The sequence below is a fragment of the Membranihabitans maritimus genome (assembly GCF_021729145.1).
Lineage (GTDB): Bacteria > Bacteroidota > Bacteroidia > Chitinophagales > Saprospiraceae > Membranihabitans > Membranihabitans maritimus.
Genome location: NZ_JAJSLW010000009.1, coordinates 132,843 through 153,860, shown reverse-complemented (window position 1 = coordinate 153,860; position 21,018 = coordinate 132,843). Strand labels below are relative to the sequence as shown.

Sequence of the window (21,018 nt, the reverse complement as noted above, 5' to 3'; positions counted from 1 at the left end):
TATTAACATATCACCTTGTTAATAGAAAATATAAAAACTATATAATACTAGCTTTCAGTATTTTTTTCTACAGCTGGGGAGCTCCCAAATTTGTATTAGTTATTATTACCTCTACGATTTTTGATTACTATATCGTCCAAAGGCTCTATTTGAGTCAAAATGCTAACCATCGTAAATTGTTATTAATTATATCACTATTTATTAATCTCGGATTATTGGCCTATTTTAAATACGCCAATTTTTTCGTCTCCAATGTAAACGAAGTCCTCCAATCCCTGGGGTATACCCAGCTGAAATGGACTGCCGTTGTACTCCCCATTGGTATCTCGTTCTATACCTTCCAGACATTAACCTACTCAATAGATGTTTATCGAAGAGTACAAACACCACTTCAAAAAGTATCCGATTATTTACTATATATTATGTCCTTCCCCCAGATGATCGCCGGTCCGATTGTCCGTTTTAATTCAATCGCAGATCAAATCACCAATCGAAAAGAAATAATCGATGATAAACTCAGCGGGTTTTATAGATTCGCTATTGGACTGGCAAAAAAGGTTTTGATCGCCAATGTAATGGCAAAACAAGCAGATCTCATTTTTGACAGTAATTTATCTGAATTAAGTATGGAAATGGCCTGGCTGGGTCTGATCGCCTATACCTTTCAAATATACTTTGACTTCTCCGGTTATTCCGACATGGCTATCGGAATCGGGAGAATGATCGGCTTCAAATTCCCGGAAAATTTCAACTCTCCCTATATTTCGCAAAGCGTAAGTGAATTCTGGAGAAGATGGCATATTACATTGGGTGCATTTATGCGTGATTATTTATACATTCCATTAGGAGGCAACAGGGTATCATCCAAATCCCGTTTGTATTTAAATTTATGGATCGTTTTCCTTTTATCGGGTTTATGGCATGGTGCCGCCTGGAATTTTGTGATTTGGGGAGCATACCATGGTATATTCTTGATACTTGACCGGCTTTTTCTCATTAGAATTTTAAAAAAAACAGGAAAGATTCCCTCCATCATTTTTACTTTTTTCGTCATAATGATAGGTTGGGTATTTTTCAGGCTGGAATCCATAAATGAGATCACTATTTTCCTGAAAACCTTATTTTCTTTCAATCAAACCTGGGATCTCAATATAGATCCCAAATTTGGCATAACAGTTTCGGCTGCTACGATTTTTTCATTTTTAGTAGCTTTCAGACTAGGGAAAAAATTAGAAGCTTTCTTTTTTAAAAAGAAAAAATATGTATTTATACATCATGTCTTTTTATCAATCCTCGCCATTTTTTTGCTCATTTTTTCCATAAGCTCCCTGACTTCTTCCGGATTTAATCCATTTATTTACTTTAGATTTTAACGTATGATGGCAGCTATTCAAAATATTAAATCTAAAAAGAAATTATCATTGCTCCTTCTCATATTGCTTTGCCTGCCATTGTTCCAATATTATACCGGGATCTTAAATATTGGCCCATTAAAGGGTTCATATGACAAACTGGAAAAACCCGATTTCTCCGTACGTAGTTGGTTTAATGGGGAGTATCAAAACAATTATCAGGAATATTTTGATGAAAATATTGGATTCCGGAGTTTTTTTGTCAGGATATACAATCAAGTCCACTACGTATTGTATAATGAAGCGAGGGCGAATGGAATCATTATTGGCAAAAAGAAATATTTATATGCCAAAAACTACATCAGGGCTCATTTAGGCAGCGATTTTATAGGTCGGGATTCAATTAAAGGCAAAGTAGGTAAAATTCAAATGTTGAACGATACCCTTCAAAAGAAAGGTATAGACTTAATTGTTCTCTTTGCCCCCGGGAAAGGGAGTTTCTATCCGGAATTCTTTCCAAAACCATACGATACTATTGCACACGGAGTAACCAATTATGAAGTATATAGAGAAGAACTACAGAAGTCAGATATAAAGTTTCTGGATTTCAATGGTTGGTTTCGAAATATGAAGGATACATCTTCTTATCCGCTTTTCCCAAAAACGGGCATTCATTGGAGTAAATATGGAGAAATTGTAGCAGCAGACTCCATTATTAAATACATCAATTCGATACAAGAGGAATTCATAATCCCTGAGATGGCCATTGAAAGAATCGAAACTTCCCGGAAAATGAGAGATACCGACGATGACATTGAAAAAGGCATGAACATTTTATTCGACATTAAGGATCTTAAAATGGGGTATCCTCAATTTAAGTGGATTGAAACTCCACATACCAATCAACCGAAAGTTTTGACAGTGGCCGATAGTTATTATTGGGGAATGTTTAATTACGGTATTTCCAGGGATGCCTTTAACAACGGCCAATTTTGGTTCTACAATCAAGACATATATCCCAAAAAATCCAAGGAACCATTGAATGTTAAAGATATTAATCTCAAAGAAGAGGTTGAAAAGAATGACATTATTTTATTACTCTCTACCGACGCTAATCTTTACAAATTTGCCTTCGGTTTTATCGAACAATTATTTGATTGTTATTACCCAAATTTCGATGACTTACAGCTTCAAAAGAATGAAGAAAGAATCAACTTCTATATAAATGCTATCAGGGAAACACCCCAATGGTTAAAGAAAGTTACTAAAAAAGCACAAAGCAAAAATATCTCCATTGAAGAGGCTATCAGAGAAGATGCAAAATATATGGTCCGCCAGGAAAAAGAAAAGGGAGACTATTTAAAAGTCTCCCCTGAATGATTCAATATATTTTCTCTTCATTACTTATTCGTACCTACTGCATTCAAATCCTCAAAAGCCTGCGTAAGTCTTTTTCTAAAGGAATCCTCTCCGGAACGCAACCACTTGCGTGGATCATAAAACTTTTTATTCGGAACATCAGGACCATCAGGATTCCCTATCTGAGCTTGCAAATAATCATGATTCTTGGCATCATAACCACGAACTCCATCCCAAAAGGCCCATTGCAAATCGGTATCGATATTCATTTTAATAGCACCGTACCCTATCGCTTCCCTAATTTCTTCCAATGAAGATCCACTTCCACCGTGGAATACAAAGTTAATGGGCTGGTCCTGCTCTAAGCCGAATTTCTCTTTCACATATTCTTGTGAATTTTTGAGAATTACGGGTTTTAATTCTACATTTCCCGGTTTATATACCCCGTGGACATTACCAAATGCAGCTGCCACGGTAAACCTGTTCGAAACAGCAGACAACTTTTCATAGGCATATGCTACTTCTTCCGGCTGGGTATAAAGCTTGGAACTATCAACATCCGTATTGTCTACACCGTCCTCTTCTCCACCGGTAACTCCTAATTCTATCTCTATTGTCATGCCAATTTTTGACATTCGTTCCAAATACGTAACACAAGTCTCAATATTTTCTTCAATAGGTTCTTCAGAAAGGTCCAACATATGGGAACTAAACAAAGGCTGACCTTTTTCAGCGAAATACTTTTCTCCTATATCGAGCATACCATCTACCCATGGTAATAGTTTTTTAGCACAATGATCCGTATGAAGGACGACAGTGACACCGTAATGTTCAGCCAGTAAATGAACGTGAGCAGCAGCAGCAGCGGCACCGTAAACCGAACCTTTTTGATCGGAATTAGCTATACCCTTTCCCGCATAAAACGAAGCTCCCCCGTTTGACAATTGAATAATTACAGGAGCTTCCAGGTCTCTGGCCGTCTCCATAACTCCATTGATAGAATTAGTTCCTATTACATTTACTGCAGGTAATGCAAAATCATTGGTATTGGCATAATCAAATAATTCCGTTACCTCATCACCGTGTAATACACCCGTTCTAAACTTTGTTTGACCCATTTGTAGTTATTTTTATATCATTAAATTTACAATATCCCTTTGCTCACAAGGTATCTTTCAGCATCCAGAGCAGCCTTACAACCCGTACCAGCTGCCGTCACCGCTTGCCTGTACACATGGTCCTGGGCATCACCACTGGCAAAGACACCCGGTATATTGGTCAACGTACTTTTGCCTTCCGTCAGGATATATCCGCTTTCATCCATTTTGAGAAGATCCTTGAATATGCCCGTATTAGGTGTATGACCAATAGCTACAAAAAAACCTGAAATGGGTATTTCGGAAGTCTCCTGTGTTTGGTTATTAACGATTTTCATCCCCGTAACCTCCCCATTTCCTATAATTTCCTGGGCTTCCGTGTTCCAATGTACTTTAATTGCCTTACTATTCAAAACTCTTTCCTGCATAATTTTAGAAGCCCTCATTTCATCCCTCCTCACTAACAAGTGGACCGTCGGACAAAGCTTGGATAAATAACTGGCTTCTTCTGCTGCTGTATCTCCTCCACCTACAACTGCCACTTCTTTTCCTTTAAAGAAAAAACCATCGCAAACAGCACATGCAGATACACCCTTGTTCATAAACTTTTTTTCACTCGGCAACCCAAGCCATTTGGCACTAGCCCCCGTAGCAATAATAACCGAATGTGCCAACACTTCTTCCCCATTATCCAGGGTCAATTTATGTACATCACCAGAAAAATCAACCCCCTGTACCATATTGTAGTTAACTTCTGTTTCAAAACGTTCTGCTTGTTTTCTAAAGTCTTCCATCATTTGGGGTCCCTGTACACCATCGGGGTAACCGGGATAGTTCTCTACCTCGGTAGTGATCATCAATTGACCGCCCGGTTCTGCTCCTGTATACATAACCGGATCCATATTTGCTCTAGCTGCATAAATAGCTGCTGTATATCCCGCCGGGCCGGACCCGATGATCACACATTTTTTCACGTCCATAAATTCTGTATTTTTGAGTGTGTAAAATTAAAATAAATCGTTAGAATCTTACGTTTTGTCGATTTTTTCGTGTAAGATTTCTCATTTTTCATCAATCTGCGAATCTATTCTTACTTTCATTGTTTATTATATTGACTATGCATTAATTATATGCCGGATATATTAAATTTCAACATACTAACGTTTATACCCGCAGTTGGTTTTTTGGGGCTGTGGTTTTTATTTTCGCAAAGTAGGAAATTGAGCTTGCTATTCGGTTTGATATTTTTTGCTTTTCTGGCATCTAATTTTGCCGTCAATTTCCTCAATGGATTCGGACCCTTAAAATATCTCTATTTTTCCAAGAACCTCATTTTACTGGGTGTTTTCGGAGTAATCTTTAAATTATTTAAGCGAAATAAAATAGCACTCATATTATCCATTGCGGGAAGTATATTTCTTTGTTTACAAATCTTTAATATTCATCTTCCTCCTAAGTTAATGCCCGCAGACCTTCAAAAAATGATGGAAAAAGGAGAACTTTTGGTAGAAGTTGAGTTGCATAATATAGATGAAATACAAAAATTACTGGAGCCGCAAAATGGAAGTATCATAAAAGCTTTCAGTCCGGAAGAACCTGATATGGAAATCGATAAGTTTTATATTATTGACCTTCCTGATGAATACTCCCCTAATAAAACCAAATTACTTAAGGAACTTTATGCGAGAGACCTTATCACCTACGGAGAGTATAATGATGAAGTCTCCGTAGCGCCCTTAGAATCCACCGCTAAAAGTAGTCCTTCCAAAAATCTTCTAACGAATGACCCGCTTGCCTCCCAGCAATGGGCATTAAATGCATTGGATGCCAAAAAACTGCATCAATTAATCATACGAAATCAAGACAAAATTAAACGAAAAATAAAAGTTGCTGTTTTGGATACCGGAATTGAAAGTAATCACGAAGATCTTCAAAATGCAGTGACTTCGAATAATTCCGATAATGGCACTGACCCCGTAGGGCACGGGACTCATTGTGCGGGCATTATCGGAGCCAGGACAAATAATCACAAAGGGATATCTTCATTTGCTTTTTATGATGACATTATTGAACTACAATCAATAAAAGTGCTTAACTCCTTTGGATTTGGTACCCAGGCGAAGATAATTGAAGGAATGATCGAAGCTGTAGATGACGGTGCTGATGTTTTATCGCTTTCCCTGGGAGGAATTAGTGACAATGCCAAGCAACTGGCCTATAAAGCGGCTGTTGATTACGCCCGGCAAAAAAATGTTGCCGTAATAGTAAGTGCGGGCAATAGCAGTAGCAGTGCGGGCGGATTTACACCGGCCAATGTGGAAGGGGTATTTTGTATTTCCGCTATTGATGAAAATATGCAATTAGCTTCTTTTTCTAATCATGTGGAAGATATTCCATGGGGATTTTCAGCCCCTGGCGTCAATATTCTTAGCACCTTTAAAAATAACTCCTACAAGTCTCTAAATGGAACTTCCATGGCTGCTCCCTATGTCTCCTCCACAGTAGCTATTTTAAAGGCATTCCATCCCGAACTCACGCCGGAAGGAATATTTGAAATTCTAAAATTCACATCAATCCCCACCAAAAATAAACGGGAAAGTGGCCCTTTGATTCAACCTGCAAGTGCCCTCGAAGCGCTATTGAATAAAATGGAATACCTCAATTGATCTTTTTCAATTTCCAGGAATAGATATACATTCAGTCTCTACAATAATTATGATATTATCTGCCAGTGAAATTAGTTATCGATGCTTTGGTGAAGAAGTGATGATCTAGCCCAGGAGACTATTAGTTGAACTTCCGTTATATTCACCCTTTGTGCAAACATCGGAAGTTGAAAAATACCATATCCCGGGTTAGGGTTAAAACGACGACAAAAAGAATTCGTTGTAAATTTGTCTACTGCCCGTCAATTCGGTAAAGCTTCTAAAAGACAAAAATTCCAAAATTATTTTACCTCATTCGTTTCCCTCCAATAACAAGGCTTCCAAACAATGATCAAAGATTAAACTCATTTAATAGGGACAGGTTCTGGTGGCGTTCATTACAAAATCTCAAATTACCTGGAAAACCCCAACCACTCTACCTACCTATATCATTTTTATTTTACGCCATTCTTTTGACCTACCTTTTTAAATTAACCTGAGCTCGACGAATAGTTATAGGTTCAGAGGGAGCGGAAGGTGAATATACAAGGCAGCTTCCTGAAGCTTTATCGGGATAATGCAAAGGAAGGGAACGTAATAGATTCGGCTTCTCGATCCAAGCTTGAGAATTTACTTTATCGAACACCACTTGAAAACAGTCATCTTCTTCCTAAAAGGGGCTCTAAATAGTCCACTATGTATTCCCGCCTTTTAGTCGAATCTCCCTATTCTCAAGTGCTCTGAATCCTAAAAATTCGTCGAACTCAGGTTAAATTACATATGAATTCGTATATGAAAAGAGCAATATCCTCCTACTATATCTCATCCGAAGTATGGAAAAGAAGAATAAATTATTTCCTTTACCAACTGGGCCAGATTCCCAATATCCGGATTTACAGGATTAAAAACAATATCTGCTTTTAAATAATATTTTTCTCTCTCATTAACTTTTTGTTTTATGTACTCTAATATTTCATCCCGGGTTTTATTCCGGATCAATGGCCTTTCCTCTTTCTCCTTTTCAAGTCTCCGTAGTAATACTATATTTGATGGACGCAAATACAAAGTGGTCCCGGCACCTGACATTACTTCCATATTGTCATAAAAACACGGGGTCCCTCCACCCGTAGAAATTAAAACCGGCGCAGTGGAATGGATATTAGTGGCTATAATTTCATACAATACTTCTCTTTCCAATTCCCGAAAATAGCTTTCCCCCTTTTCACTAAAGATATCTTTGATCTTTGCTCCGTACTTTTTTTCAATTTCTGAATCCATTTCGATAACTTTACCAGTCAAAATTCCGGATACATGTTTGGCCAGATGAGTTTTTCCCGAACCCATAAAGCCAATTAAAAAAACAATAGGAGCTTTGTTCATATTCGCAAATAAAATTCTAATGATTTTAAACCGCAATATATTATTAATACTGCTAATTACAACGGTCTTTACAAGTTGTAAAAATAGTTCAAATCAATCAGAAACAAATAAAGCCGCTAATGATATTTCTTCATCGATTAGCATACCCATGGATGAAAACAAAGCAATTGATACTACAGATGTAGCTAAAGTCCAATTCCAAGCAACGGAAGTCAGCTTTGACACCATATCTCACGGTGATCGGATTACAAAGATTTTCAATTTTACAAATATCGGTAAAAGACCTTTGTTAATTTATGACGTCCGGACTTCGTGTGGCTGCACTGCCGTTGATTACCCAAAGGATTTTATAAGACCGGGGGAAAGTGGGAAATTAGAAGTTACTTTTGATAGCACCGGTAGAAAAGGGTATCAAAATAAATCAATAAATGTTATTGGGAATACATTCCCTACGAGAACCTTATTATATTTGCACGGTTTTGTAAAAAGTTAAATGTAAAAGAAAAAATATGTTAGTATTACAATCAGACGCCAATCCAATAATCTCAATGCTTCCCTTAATAGGAATGGCATTAGTTTTTTACTTTTTATTTATGCGTCCCCAGCAAAAGAAAGCAAAAGCCCAAAAAGAATTCTCCAGTTCACTGGATAAAGGAGAAGTAATCGTAACCGGATCCGGCATAATCGGCCGCATTAATAAAATTGAGGACAATATTGTCACTCTTCAATTGGGAGACAAGACCTTTATAAAAGTGATGAAGAGCGCTATTTCAAAAGAAATGACAGATGCCCTGGAAGGCACGGAGCACGGCAAGAAACTGTAATATAAATTTTCAGGATAAACCTATATTAAAAATAATATTTCTTAAATAATTATCTTTTAATATAGGTTTTAGTTTTCTGCCCGATTGATCAATTCCTGGCTTGTAAAAGTTCCTTTATTACATCCCATATAATAATTCCCGCGGAAACTGAAACATTAAGGGAATGTTTGGTTCCGTATTGGGGTATTTCCCATACTTCATCCAGTAAATCAAGGATGTTATCAGATATTCCAGAAACCTCATTCCCAAAAACAAGGGCCGTAGGACATTTTACTTCCGTCCGGCTTTGCAATTCAATCGATTGATCTGTTTGTTCTATCCCCACACAATAATATCCTTCACTTTTTAACTGTTCTATGCAATCGCCAACTTGAGGCATCGATTCCCACTCGACGGATTCATGCGCTCCAATGGCTGTCTTGAATATTTCTTTATGAGGGGGACAAGGGGTATAACCACAAAGCCATAACTTCTCAATTAAAAAAGCATCACATGTTCTGAAAAAACTCCCAACATTTACACCTGAGCGGATATTATCCAGAACCACGACAACAGGATTTTTATCTTTACTGCGAAATTCATCTACAGAAATCCTGTTCAATTCATCCAACTTCAGTTTGCGCATCGTTGACTTCCTTTAATTGGTCTTTATTATTTTTGCCTTTTTTATTGTCAATAGCAGCTTGGACAAAAGAAACAAATAATGGATGGGGTGTTTCCACTGTACTTTTTAGTTCGGGATGAAACTGGACCCCAACGAACCAGGGATGATCTTCCAATTCTATAATTTCGACAAGGTCTTTTTCTTTGTTAATCCCTACAGGTTTAAAATTTTTTTCTATAAATAGATTTCGGTACTCGTTGTTGAATTCATACCTATGTCTGTGCCTTTCGAATACCACTTCATTTTGATAAGCGGTAAATACTTTACTGTCAGGCGATAAATGACATTGCCATGCACCCAATCTCATCGTTCCACCTTTGTTTTTGACATTTTTTTGATCTTCCATCAGGTGGATAACTTTGTGCTTAGCATTCTCATCAATCTCCCCGGAATTAGCATCTTCAAGCTTAAGAACGTTTTTTGAAAACTCTACTACTGCACATTGCATTCCCAGGCAAATACCAAAAAACGGAATATTATTCTCCCTTGCATATTGAATAGCCTTTAACTTACCCTCGATGCCTCGTTCACCAAATCCAGGAGCTACTAAAATCCCATTAAGCCCTTTAAGCTTCTTTTCGAAATTTTCTTCTTCCAGGTCCTCAGAATGGATACTTTCGACATTTACCAACGCCTCATTCTCCGCCCCGGCGTGAACGAAAGATTCATATATCGATTTGTATGCATCCTGTAATTCGATATACTTTCCAATTAAACCGATCCTAACCTCATGCAACGGATTTTTCAACCTTCCTAAAAACTTCTTCCATGCTGTAAGGTCTTGAATATCATTTTTTTCAAGTCCCAGTTTATCCAACACTGTAGTATCCAAATTTTCTTTCAGCATCAGCAAAGGAACGTCGTAAATCGTATGTGCATCCCTGGATTCTATGACAGAACCTTTATCTACATTACAAAATAAAGATAACTTTTGCCGAATTTCCTCAGTTAGTGGATGCTCAGTTCGACATACCAGAACTTCAGGTTGGATACCATAATTTAATAACTCCTTGACGGAATGCTGGGTCGGTTTGGTCTTTAGTTCACCCGCTGCACTTAAGTACGGAATAAGAGTAAGATGTATGACGATACCATTTTGTTTTCCAAGTTCGTTTCGCAACTGTCGAACAGCTTCAATGTATGGAAGAGATTCTATATCCCCTACCGTACCTCCTATTTCGGAAATAATAATATCATAGTCTTCTTTTTCCAAACCACGGATATACCGCTTGATTTCATCTGTAATATGTGGGATTACCTGGACGGTTTTTCCTAGATATTCTCCAGCGCGTTCTTTGGTTATCACATTCTGGTAAATCCTACCCGTAGTGACATTATTGGCCTGGGATGTCGATATATTAAGGAAACGCTCATAATGCCCCAAATCCAGGTCTGTTTCAGCCCCATCATCGGTTACGTAGCACTCCCCGTGCTCATAGGGATTCATTGTTCCCGGGTCAACATTTATATAGGGATCCAGCTTTTGAATAGTAACTTTCAATCCTCTGGCTTGCAATAATTTAGCTAGAGAAGCTGAAATAATTCCTTTACCTAAGGAAGAGGTAACTCCACCCGTAACAAATATATATTTAGTCATAATTATTGATTGTAATGTTACGGAATGCAAAGTTAGGTAAACTAATTCATAGATTAGATAAGACGACAAAATTAATTTGAAATCCACCAATAAAAAAGGTGTTGGCACTATTGCCAACACCTTTAAAAATTATCTGACGAAGTTTATTTTATTGACGTAACCCCCTCAATTCAAAATATTACCTCTATCACAGAATACTTTCGATTTTCGCATGAAGTGAGGTAAATTCAAACGCTGAATATAAAGTCAGTTACTTATTTTCGTCTACTTCTTCAAACTCTACATCGGTAACATCATCTTCACTGCTTCCCTGATCAGATCCTGCACCTTGTCCAGGATTTTCACCTCCTGCTTCCGGTCCTCCATTCGCTCCATTCGTTGCCTGGTAAATGTCCTGGCTGGCAGCAGTCCATGCAGCCGTTAATTTCTCACTTACCGCATCAATTTTATCCAGATCCTCAGCTTTGTGCGCTTCTTTCAAGTCAGCAAGTGCAGATTCAATTTCAGACTTTTTATCTGCTGGTATTTTGTCACCGTACTCTTTTAACTGTTTTTCGGTACTAAAGATAGTAGCATCCGCAGCATTCAACTTATCAACTCTTTCCTTGATCTTTTTATCTTCGTCCGCATTGGCCTGAGCCTCATTCTTCATTCTTTCGATCTCCTCTTCAGAAAGCCCTGTAGAAGCTTCGATTCGAATTTTCTGCTCTTTACCGGTCCCTTTGTCCTTGGCATGAACATTAAGTATGCCGTTCGCGTCCATATCAAAAGTCACCTCGATCTGAGGAGTACCCCTGGGTGCAGGTGGTATACCATCCAGTATAAACCTCCCTACAGTCCTGTTGTCATTCGCCATTGGTCGTTCACCCTGAAGGATATGGATTTCTACAGAAGGTTGATTATCAGCAGCCGTAGAATATACTTTTGACTTTTTAATAGGGATTGTGGAGTTTGACTCAATTACTACATCATATACCCCCCCCATGGTTTCGATTCCTAAAGAAAGAGGTGTTACATCCAATAACAATACATCCTGAACATCTCCACTCAAAACACCTCCCTGAATGGCTGCTCCAATAGCTACTACCTCATCAGGGTTAACACTCTTATTGGGCTTCTTACCAAAGAAATTTTCTACAGTTTCCTGAATTTTTGGAATACGTGTAGACCCACCAACCAAAATTACCTCATCTATATCACTTGTAGACAAACCTGCATCTTTCAATGCAGCTTTACATGGTTCCAATGCCCTTTGTATCAGGCTATCCGATAACTGTTCAAATTTGGAACGGCTGATTTTCATAACCAGGTGTTTGGGGACACCATCTTTTGCCGTTACGTATGGCAAATTAATCTCTGTTTCTGTAGAAGAAGATAATTCAATTTTCGCCTTTTCTGCAGCGTCTTTCAACCGTTGAAGAGCCATAGGATCTTTTCGTAAATCCATGTTTTCTTGTTCCAGGAAAGTTTCAGCCATATGGTCAATTAGTACACGGTCGAAGTCATCACCTCCCAGGTGTGTATCACCATTCGTAGATTTTACTTCAAAAACACCATCGCCTAATTCGAGGATGGAAATATCAAATGTTCCACCTCCCAGGTCATATACTGCAATAGTTTGATCCTGGTCACTTTTATCAAGACCATAGGACAAGGCAGCTGCAGTAGGTTCATTAATAATCCTTTTAATATCCAACCCTGCAATCTCTCCGGCTTCTTTTGTCGCCTGACGCTGTGAATCATTAAAATAGGCAGGTACCGTAACTACAGCTTCAGTTACATCCTGTCCTAAATAATCTTCAGCCACTTTCTTCATTTTCTGAAGGATAATCGCAGAAATCTCCTGTGGGGAATACATACGATCGTCTATTTTTACCCGCACAGTATCGTTATCCCCTTTTACCAATTCATACGACATGTCCTGCACATCGGATTGCATTTCCTTATAGCGTGCTCCCATAAACCGTTTTATGGATGAAATGGTTTTATGAGGATTGGTTATAGCCTGACGTTTTGCAGGATCCCCTACTTTTCGCTCTCCATTTTCAAGAAAAGCTACTACAGAGGGAGTCGTCCTTCTACCTTCGTCATTTGGAATAACCACCGGTTCATTACCCTCCATCACAGCTACGCATGAGTTGGTCGTACCTAAGTCTATTCCGATAATTTTTCCCATATTATTTAAATATTTTAGATTTATTCAAATGTTAATTACAATCCTACTAATGCAATATAAATGCCAGTAGAAAGAATAAGTACATTTTGACATTCCAACGCTAAATTTCCCCCATTTCCTTGTCATTTATTCAACCCCCCATGACAAAAAGTCACTATTTTGTGAATATTTCATCGAAGCATTTAGAACGCATGACACCGTATTGGCATTTCCAATGATTAATTTAACGTTTGATCGACAGAGAAAATAAAAGCTCCGACGGAGTGCCGCCTTTAGCTTTAGTGGTGGCACAAGGAACGAAGTATAATTAACCCTGCGTGGAAACCCAGAGAGGCAAACAAGTACAATCGTTGATTCTGGAATTGATTTCCACAAAATGATGTCCTGGACATTGGTTTTTTCGCAAAAAAAATTACAGAATCAATTCTTCATTAATTCAGGTTAAATTATAGATTTTATTGTTGGTAATTAGACCTAATAACCGGGGGTTCCTACAATTAGATTTGGGATCGCTATAATTTAATATTCACAGCACGGTATAAATTTACCGGCCAGACCAATCGTTAACCAATATATTGCCAACTAAAATCATTTTAACCTGTAGGCACTTCCTCTACTGGGAGTAGAGAAAATCCTCAACAATAATAAAATCAAGGATCTTCGTTGTTCCCATTGCTCTAAATTGAATCTACAACCCATTCGTAATCGCTAGTCAAACGACTCAACGAAAGCAAAAAGTAATCACAAAACTCAAGGCGACTGACTTATACCTACTTCCTTCTTGATTGCTATTCAAATGTACATATTTGCCTTACTTTCCCCCATTACTTTTCACACGGCCGCTTTCAAATAGTAGTCATTAATCCAAAAAAAGGAACGCTTAATATAATTTTTAGCCCTCGTATATAAAACAATAGTATTAAATCCATAAGTTTATGTGTTTATAAAATTGAATATATTTATTATTACATATAATGTTTCTTGACAGCGAATACTAAATAGTCAGGGCAAATTGTTAAATTAACCAATAATATGAGCATTAACCTTGTAGAAATATTTGACGATCAAAAAAAATTGGATGAAAAATCCAGAGAATTTCTTCTGAAAGCAATAGAAAAAAATAACAAACCGGGATTTGATTACCTGGAATTTAAACAGGCAATGATCCGTTTAAATAAATTGAAGATAGAAGAGTCAATAGCCATTGAATCAGCTTTTGCCACAGCTTCTACAGTGGGGTTGAATAAGGATAGCCTGATAAAAAGTGCAGAATATTATCTTTCGATATTAAAAAATGAATTTAATCAATTCAATACTGCTCTTGAAAAGCAAATTGAATCTAAAATTCATTCCAAAAAGAAACAAAAAGCTACTTTGGAAGAAAAAATAAAGAGTATCCAAAAAGAAATTGAAAACCTCCATAAAAACCTCAAACAACATGAAAATAAATTAAGTAAATTGGATCAGGATACCGCGGAGGCCCAAAAGAAAATAGAAGATACCAGCGAGCGATTCAAGGAAGCATTGTCTACCATTACCAATAGGATCGAAAAAGATATAGAACTTTTTGAAAATAACATTGATTAACTGAGGTCCTTATAAAAGGATTCAAATTATACCGAAAATATGTCTGAATTGCAATCATTTAAAACTGCTAAACCAAAATCATTCTGGAAAAAACCGGAAGGTATTACAGGGGCCCTTTTTCTAGGAGGGATATTACTGGGGGCCGGTTATCTTATTGTGTCAAATATGGCCGCTATCGTTGCTCTTTTCTCCAATGTCCTGTATTTGTCATTGATTATAATAGCAATTGCTGTATTATTATATATGGTTTTAGATCCCCGTATGAGAAATCTTGTATGGTATATGTATAAAAGTATAATGCGTTGGGTCACGGGGTTATTTGTGCAAATTGATCCAATAGGCATACTGAAAAGTTATGTTCAGGATCTGGAAGACAATCTCAAGAAAATGAGCAAGCAAATAGGAGCCCTCAGAGGACAAATGAGAAAGCTCAAAAACCTAATGTCAGATAATGACAAAGAAATAGAAAATAACATGCTCCTGGCACAAAAAGCCAAGGAAATGGGCCAGGACAACCAACTCCTATTAGCATCGCGAAAAGCTGCCAGACTTAAAGAAAGTAACCAAAAATATAATGCTCTTCTCAAAAAAATGAATGTGCTTTACAGGGTTCTATCCAAAATGTATAGCAATTCAGAAATTCTACTCGAAGACACAAAAGACCAGGTAAAACTCAAAGAGCAAGAACGCAAAGCCATAAGGACAAGTTATGGAGCTATGAAGAATGCCATGGATATTATATCAGGCTCCGGCAGCAAACGCGAGATGTTTGATGCCGCTTTGGAAAACATTGCAGATGACCTTGCTAATAAAGTAGGTGAAATGGAACAATTTATGGAGATGTCATCCTCCGTAATGGATTCTGTAGATCTGCAAAACGGGGTATTTGAAGAACAGGGATTAAAGATGCTTGAAGAATGGGAAGAAAAAAGTTCAATAATGTTATTGGGAGATGGGCAACCTAATGAAGATGAAGACTTTTTTGACCTCAATAGCGAAAGGAAAGAAAGAATTAAAATTGAGCGAAAATCAGACAGCAAGGATTCGGACAATTCATACGAAGGTTTGTTTGATTAGAATTTATAAAACTATTTCAAGGGGTAAAAATTTTAAGTACTAAAGGGACAAGCATAAAATATTTACCCAATTATTCTATAGAGGATTTAATAATCATGGGAAGGTAAATGGGAATTTATACATGGGATCCCATATATTATGTCACCTCATCCTGTCAATAAACATCCGATGATAAACACCAATTTGTATTGTTACTGGGGGCTGAAGCACTGGATCAATGGACCACATGTCAAGCTTTAATTCCCCTGGATTTCATAATAGGGAACGATACGGAACTCCATCCCGGCTTCCATATTGCATGTAATGATCCTGAAAATATAAACTCACTGTCACGGCGTCATTAGTTTGCTAAATTCTTTCCCATTCCACCGTCGTAAAAGAACGCAATCTCAAGTTTGAAATATACCGTCAAACCGGAGTCAATATTATTTAATAATTGATCCGGAAACAGATAACCTGGTAAATACCATCTTGAAAATAGTATTTACCAAATAAAAAAATAATAACGAAACGTAATTTGTCATCGTATTAACTGAAGAATGTACAGTTTCCATGAATTCAACCCCAATATTCACTTAGTTACTGGTAGTAAAGGGAACCCCAAACTATTTAAAATTGATAAGCTCAACATCGAAAACCAATACACTATGCGCAGCAATAGGTCCCTGGCTCCTGCTCCCGTACGCTAAATATGAGGGCAAAAACAACTTCCCTTTGCCACCCTCTGAAAAAAGTGGAATTCCAATAACCCATCCCTGAATATATCCTTGCAAATTCTGTCCCTCGATTCGACCAGAATCAAAAACGGTTCCGTCTAATAGATACCCCTGATAGTCAACGGTCACCAAACTATTCGAATGAGGGTGTTCCCCATTTCCTTCCTCTTCAATAAGGTAGTACAATCCGGATTGGTGCTTGGTAGCATCGATATTGTTGGTACTCAGATAATCCATAATAATTTCATCGTCATGCGCTACACGGTCTATTGTTTCCTCTTTTTCACAAGAGGTAAACACCAAAAATCCAAGGGATAAAAAAAGTAAATTTGCTAATTTCATTGATTTAATTAAATAGTTTATTAAGCTTCCCTTTGCTGCAAACCCAGCTCCAGGCCTTTCTCTATCATAAACGTATGGGCATCTTCAAATGTGTTCCCAATTTTTCCATCTAATATCGCTTCCCGTATCGCTGTCTTAATTATTCCTACCGTTTTACCAGGTTTCAGGTCAAACGTTTTCATAATTATATCTCCATCAATGGGAGGTTCCCAATTTCTCAATTGATCTTTTTGCTCCACTTCAAGCATCTTCTCTCGCACACGCTCATAGTTTTTACGGTACCTGGCTACTTTCCCCTGGTTCTTGGACGTAATATCGGCTTCGCAAAGGATCATAAGATCATCTATATCTTCTCCTGCCTCAAAAAGTAATCTGCGTACTGCTGAATCCGTTGTATCCTCATCTACAAGCGCAATCGGCCTCAGGTGAAGACGAACTAATTTGCGAACAAATTTCATTTTATGATCCAGTGGTAATCTCATTCTTCGAAAAATAGGTTTTACCATTCTTCCGCCTACCACTTCATGTCCGTGAAAGGTCCAACCTACAGATTCTTCATACCTTTTCGTTTTGGGTTTTCCAATATCGTGCAACAAGGCAGCCCACCGTAGCCACAAATCTTCTGAATTCTTTGCTACATTGTCCACGACTTCAGCCGTATGGTAAAAATTATTCTTATGTCCTTTCCCATTCTTAAATTCTACTTCGTTCATCGCTGACAATTCGGGCAAAATATGTGTCATTAAACCTGTTTCCTCCAGTAATATCAATCCGATAGAAGGGGATTCCGAAGCCATTATTTTATTAAATTCCGCACTGATTCGCTCATTACTTACTATGTCAATTCGACCCACATTTTTACGTATTGATGCCAACGTAGCCTCCTCAATTGTAAAATGGAGTTGGGAAGCAAATCGAATACCTCTGAGCATTCTCAAGGGATCATCCGAAAACGTCTGGTCGGGATCAGCAGGTGTTCTAATGATCTTATTTTCAGCATCTAATACTCCATCGAAAGGATCTACAACATCCACTTCAATTGGCCCTTCGGATGTATCATTAGAATTCGAATGCAAATCATTTAACGAGATTCCTAATGCATTAATCGTAAAATCTCTTCTCCATTGGTCGTCTTCCAATGTCCCCCTGCTTACAAAAGGTTTGCGGCTATCAGGGGAATACGATTCTTTCCGTGCCCCGACAAATTCAATTTCATAAGGGCCATAATTGACCATAGCTACCCCAAATTTACTATAGGTGGACAACTGATTTTCCATTCCTATTTTACGAGCAAAGAGTTTAGCAAGTTCCACCCCGTTATCTTCACACACGATATCAATATCCACGGAAGGACGCCCCAGTAAACGGTCCCGGACAAATCCTCCAATGACAAAAGCCCTTGTCTTTAATTCGACAGTACACTTTGCGATATTTCTGAATAGAGCTACTTCTTCTTCCCGGAGTGCGATTCTCATCAATGTATCTGTTCTCAAAATTATGCAATGACAGTATTTTCTGAATAATTTTCTTTAATCTCATTGAGAATTCCATAAAGAACTTCAGGCTCCAATTCATTTACCAATAAATTCCTGTAATTCTTTATACCCGGCAGGCCTTTAAAATAATTGGTATAGTGCCTTCTCATTTCCAGAATTCCAAGCCGCTCCCCCTTCCATTCAATGGAAAATTGAAGATGTCTTTTAGCCGCATTGACTCGTTCCTCAATCGTAGGTGGATCCAATAATTCCCCGGTATTTATATAATGCTTGATCTCGCGGAATATCCAGGGATTTCCAATACTTGCTCTACCAATCATCACACCGTCAACTCCATATTTATTTTTATATTCTACCGCCTTTTGGGGACTATCTATATCACCATTCCCAATGACAGGAATATGGATTCTGGGATTTTCTTTCACTTTAGCAATAAGGGACCAGTCGGCTTCACCTTTATACATTTGTTTACGCGTCCTTCCATGGATACTTATAGCTTTAATTCCCACATCCTGAAGTCGTTCTGCAACCTCTTCGATATATTTAGTAGAATCATCCCAACCCAATCTTGTTTTTACGGTAACTGGTAAATTGGTTGACCTGACGATAGTTTCCGTAAGCTTCACCATTCTGGGAATATCCTGAAGAATACCAGCACCCGCCATTTTACAGACCACTTTCTTGACAGGGCATCCAAAATTAATATCTAAAATCTCCGGTTGGGCTTCTTCAACAATTTCAGTCGCTTTTCTCATATGTTCTTCATCGCTTCCAAAAATTTGAATACCAATAGGTCTTTCATTATCGTATATATCAAGCTTTTGAACACTTTTATGAGCATCTCTTACCAGGCCTTCTACGGAAATAAATTCGGTATACATCAAGTCACACCCCTGTTCTTTACACAAAGCCCTGAATGGTGGATCCGATACATCTTCCATGGGAGCCAACAATAATGGGAAATCAGGTAGTTCTAGATTACCGATTTTTGTCATATTTTACTTTTTCAATTGCAAAAGTAAAAATTTTAAAGAAAAAAATTTGCTTCTGTCAACACTTCTTCACCTTCTTTGTCACCGATATGTAAAATATTCATTCACCATGAAAATTTATTACGTCTTACCTATTGCATGGTAACACGAATCAGGGCTCGGCAGATAGCTTTCTTTCTGACAGTGATCTGTATTTACCTTACCAAAATTAATTAGAAGAAAATTAGAGTACCTATTTCATATCAAAAGAAAATAAATTTACTGTATATTGGACCTTTGGTTTACCAAATGAATTTTCAATTATTTAATAATTTTTTTGTGTCATTCATACGGTATTATTCAATATTTTTCTTTCTTTAGCATTTTTTTACAATTAGATTTCAAAATTAAATAGGAATGATTTCTGCTGTTATAGCTTGTTTTGTTATAGGTTATTTACTTATCGTATTTGAGCATCCGTTAAGACTTGACAAAACTGTTCCGGCCTTGCTCATGGCATCAATTACGTGGGCATTATTATCACTTGGCCATATGGATACTTTTATCCATAGTGAACCGCATTCATTAAAGGAAACGCTATTATATCACCTGGGTAAAACGTCAGAGATTCTTATATTTCTTATTGGCGCAATGACAATAGTGGAAATTATTGATCTACACCAGGGGTTTGACATATTAAAAGATCTGGTAACCACCAAAAGCAAAAAGAAACTACTTTGGATAGTATGTGGACTGGGATTTATTCTTTCTGCCATCATTGATAATTTAACAGCTACTATTGTATTGGTCACCCTACTCAGGAAATTGGTCGTTGATAAAAATGATCGTCTATGGTTTGTCAGTATGGTCGTCATTGCAGCAAATGCCGGCGGAGCCTGGTCTCCTATCGGGGATGTCACAACTACAATGTTGTGGATTGGGAATAAAGTAAGTACCTTAATGCTTATTGAAAAACTCATAGTTCCTTCATTAATTTGTATGGCCGTTCCTACATTTGTAGCATCATACCTTCCGGCTTTTCAAGGAAAATTGAATGAAACGGATCTGGATGAAGAAGAATCAAAAAATACACAAAAGCTACTTTCGAGCAGGACAATATTAATACTGGGACTTTCTATGATAGTATTTGTTCCCGTTTTTAAAACCATTACTCACTTGCCACCTTATCTCGGAATGATGTTGTCTTTGGGTGTTGTTTGGTTGGTTTCTGAATACATCCACCCGGAAGAAGACTTTAACGAAGATAAAAGGCATCTTTATTCAGCACACAAAGCCTTATCGCGCATAGAGATGTCCAGTATATTATTTTTCCTGGGGATTTTAATGGCAGTGGGAGCCCTTGAGTCGGTTGAATTATTGCAAAACCTGGCTGAATGGTTGGATAAAATTATTCCCAATAGAGAATTTGTAGCAATATTTCTCGGGGTATTTTCGGCCATTATTGATAATGTACCATTAGTAGCTGCATCTATGAGTATGTACACGCTTCCACTGGACCATGATATCTGGCATTTTATAGCCTTTTCTGCCGGTACAGGTGGAAGTATGCTAATAATTGGTTCAGCTGCTGGTGTTGCTGCGATGGGAATGGAAAGGATTAGTTTTATTTGGTACTTGAAGAAAATAACCTGGCTTGCGGCTATAGGCTTTATTGCAGGTTGTGGTTTTATACTGATAGAAGACCATTTCCTGGGGGCATTATTCCACTAATTGC

17 protein-coding genes are annotated in these 21,018 nt (G+C 37.7%); 8 read left to right on the top strand and 9 right to left on the bottom strand.

All coding sequences use genetic code 11. The annotated features are described in order from the left end of the window. Positions 1 to 215 precede the first annotated feature (215 nt). Positions 216 to 1,373: an MBOAT family O-acyltransferase gene (locus LVD47_RS12555; protein WP_236976583.1), complete on the top strand. Its 1,158-nt coding sequence runs from the start codon at positions 216 to 218 to the stop codon at positions 1,371 to 1,373. A gap of 3 nt (positions 1,374 to 1,376) precedes the next feature. After that, positions 1,377 to 2,732: an alginate O-acetyltransferase AlgX-related protein gene (locus LVD47_RS12550; RefSeq protein WP_236976581.1), complete on the top strand. Its 1,356-nt coding sequence runs from the start codon at positions 1,377 to 1,379 to the stop codon at positions 2,730 to 2,732. 20 nt (positions 2,733 to 2,752) lie between these two features. Here the strand turns inward: LVD47_RS12550 and fbaA are convergent, their stop codons facing one another. Continuing rightward, entirely contained in the window at positions 2,753 to 3,829 is a 1,077-nt protein-coding gene (fbaA, locus tag LVD47_RS12545; protein WP_236976579.1) for a class II fructose-bisphosphate aldolase, read from the bottom strand. 26 nt (positions 3,830 to 3,855) lie between these two features. Continuing rightward, a complete protein-coding gene (gene trxB, locus LVD47_RS12540) occupies positions 3,856 to 4,788 on the bottom strand; it encodes a thioredoxin-disulfide reductase (RefSeq protein WP_236976577.1) in 933 nt (310 codons plus the stop codon). 150 nt (positions 4,789 to 4,938) lie between these two features. On the opposite strand from trxB, the gene LVD47_RS12535 reads away from it, so the two are divergent. After that, complete coding sequence (locus LVD47_RS12535) at positions 4,939 to 6,474, top strand: S8 family peptidase (protein ID WP_236976575.1); 1,536 nt, start codon at positions 4,939 to 4,941, stop codon at positions 6,472 to 6,474. 801 nt (positions 6,475 to 7,275) lie between these two features. Here LVD47_RS12535 and LVD47_RS12530 read toward each other — a convergent pair. Further along, positions 7,276 to 7,833, bottom strand: coding sequence for a shikimate kinase (locus tag LVD47_RS12530; protein ID WP_236976573.1), 558 nt, complete (start codon positions 7,831 to 7,833; stop codon positions 7,276 to 7,278). Positions 7,834 to 7,852: 19 nt separating this feature from the next. Between LVD47_RS12530 and LVD47_RS12525 the strand changes: the two genes are divergently transcribed. Further along, on the top strand, positions 7,853 to 8,326 hold the full coding sequence (locus LVD47_RS12525) for a DUF1573 domain-containing protein (protein WP_236976571.1): 474 nt from the start codon (positions 7,853 to 7,855) through the stop codon (positions 8,324 to 8,326). A 16-nt stretch (positions 8,327 to 8,342) separates the two neighbouring features. Then, positions 8,343 to 8,657, top strand: a complete 315-nt coding sequence (gene yajC / locus LVD47_RS12520) for a preprotein translocase subunit YajC (RefSeq protein ID WP_236976562.1) — start codon at positions 8,343 to 8,345, stop codon at positions 8,655 to 8,657. Positions 8,658 to 8,745: 88 nt separating this feature from the next. On the opposite strand, the gene LVD47_RS12515 is transcribed toward yajC, so the two are convergent. The 3 genes from LVD47_RS12515 to dnaK all read right to left on the bottom strand — a co-directional run bounded on the left by LVD47_RS12515 (position 8,746) and on the right by dnaK (position 13,094). Next, positions 8,746 to 9,282 (bottom strand): RNA methyltransferase, encoded by a 537-nt coding sequence (locus LVD47_RS12515; protein WP_236976560.1) that lies wholly within the window; start codon positions 9,280 to 9,282, stop codon positions 8,746 to 8,748. Further along, complete coding sequence (gene pyrG, locus LVD47_RS12510) at positions 9,260 to 10,918, bottom strand: CTP synthase (RefSeq protein WP_236976550.1); 1,659 nt, start codon at positions 10,916 to 10,918, stop codon at positions 9,260 to 9,262. The genes LVD47_RS12515 and pyrG overlap by 23 nt, the downstream gene beginning before the upstream one ends. 250 nt (positions 10,919 to 11,168) lie before the next feature. Next, on the bottom strand, positions 11,169 to 13,094 hold the full coding sequence (gene dnaK / locus LVD47_RS12505; RefSeq protein ID WP_236976548.1) for a molecular chaperone DnaK: 1,926 nt from the start codon (positions 13,092 to 13,094) through the stop codon (positions 11,169 to 11,171). Positions 13,095 to 14,126: 1,032 nt separating this feature from the next. On the opposite strand from dnaK, the gene LVD47_RS12500 reads away from it, so the two are divergent. Next, positions 14,127 to 14,681, top strand: coding sequence for a hypothetical protein (locus LVD47_RS12500; protein ID WP_236976540.1), 555 nt, complete (start codon positions 14,127 to 14,129; stop codon positions 14,679 to 14,681). 39 nt (positions 14,682 to 14,720) lie between these two features. Continuing rightward, a complete protein-coding gene (locus LVD47_RS12495; protein ID WP_236976537.1) occupies positions 14,721 to 15,758 on the top strand; it encodes a hypothetical protein in 1,038 nt (345 codons plus the stop codon). 605 nt (positions 15,759 to 16,363) lie between these two features. Here LVD47_RS12495 and LVD47_RS12490 read toward each other — a convergent pair. The 3 genes from LVD47_RS12490 to dusB are packed head-to-tail and all read right to left on the bottom strand — an operon-like array spanning position 16,364 to position 19,307. After that, positions 16,364 to 16,816 carry an FKBP-type peptidyl-prolyl cis-trans isomerase gene (locus tag LVD47_RS12490; RefSeq protein ID WP_236976535.1) on the bottom strand — a complete coding sequence of 151 codons (453 nt, stop codon included), beginning with the start codon at positions 16,814 to 16,816 and terminating at the stop codon, positions 16,364 to 16,366. Positions 16,817 to 16,836: 20 nt separating this feature from the next. Next, complete coding sequence (locus LVD47_RS12485) at positions 16,837 to 18,291, bottom strand: CCA tRNA nucleotidyltransferase (protein WP_236976533.1); 1,455 nt, start codon at positions 18,289 to 18,291, stop codon at positions 16,837 to 16,839. Between the two features lie 20 nt (positions 18,292 to 18,311). Next, a complete protein-coding gene (gene dusB, locus LVD47_RS12480; RefSeq protein WP_236976531.1) occupies positions 18,312 to 19,307 on the bottom strand; it encodes a tRNA dihydrouridine synthase DusB in 996 nt (331 codons plus the stop codon). Between the two features lie 393 nt (positions 19,308 to 19,700). Between dusB and nhaD the strand changes: the two genes are divergently transcribed. Then, positions 19,701 to 21,014 carry a sodium:proton antiporter NhaD gene (gene nhaD / locus LVD47_RS12475; protein ID WP_236976529.1) on the top strand — a complete coding sequence of 438 codons (1,314 nt, stop codon included), beginning with the start codon at positions 19,701 to 19,703 and terminating at the stop codon, positions 21,012 to 21,014. The last annotated feature ends 4 nt before the right edge of the window (positions 21,015 to 21,018 follow it).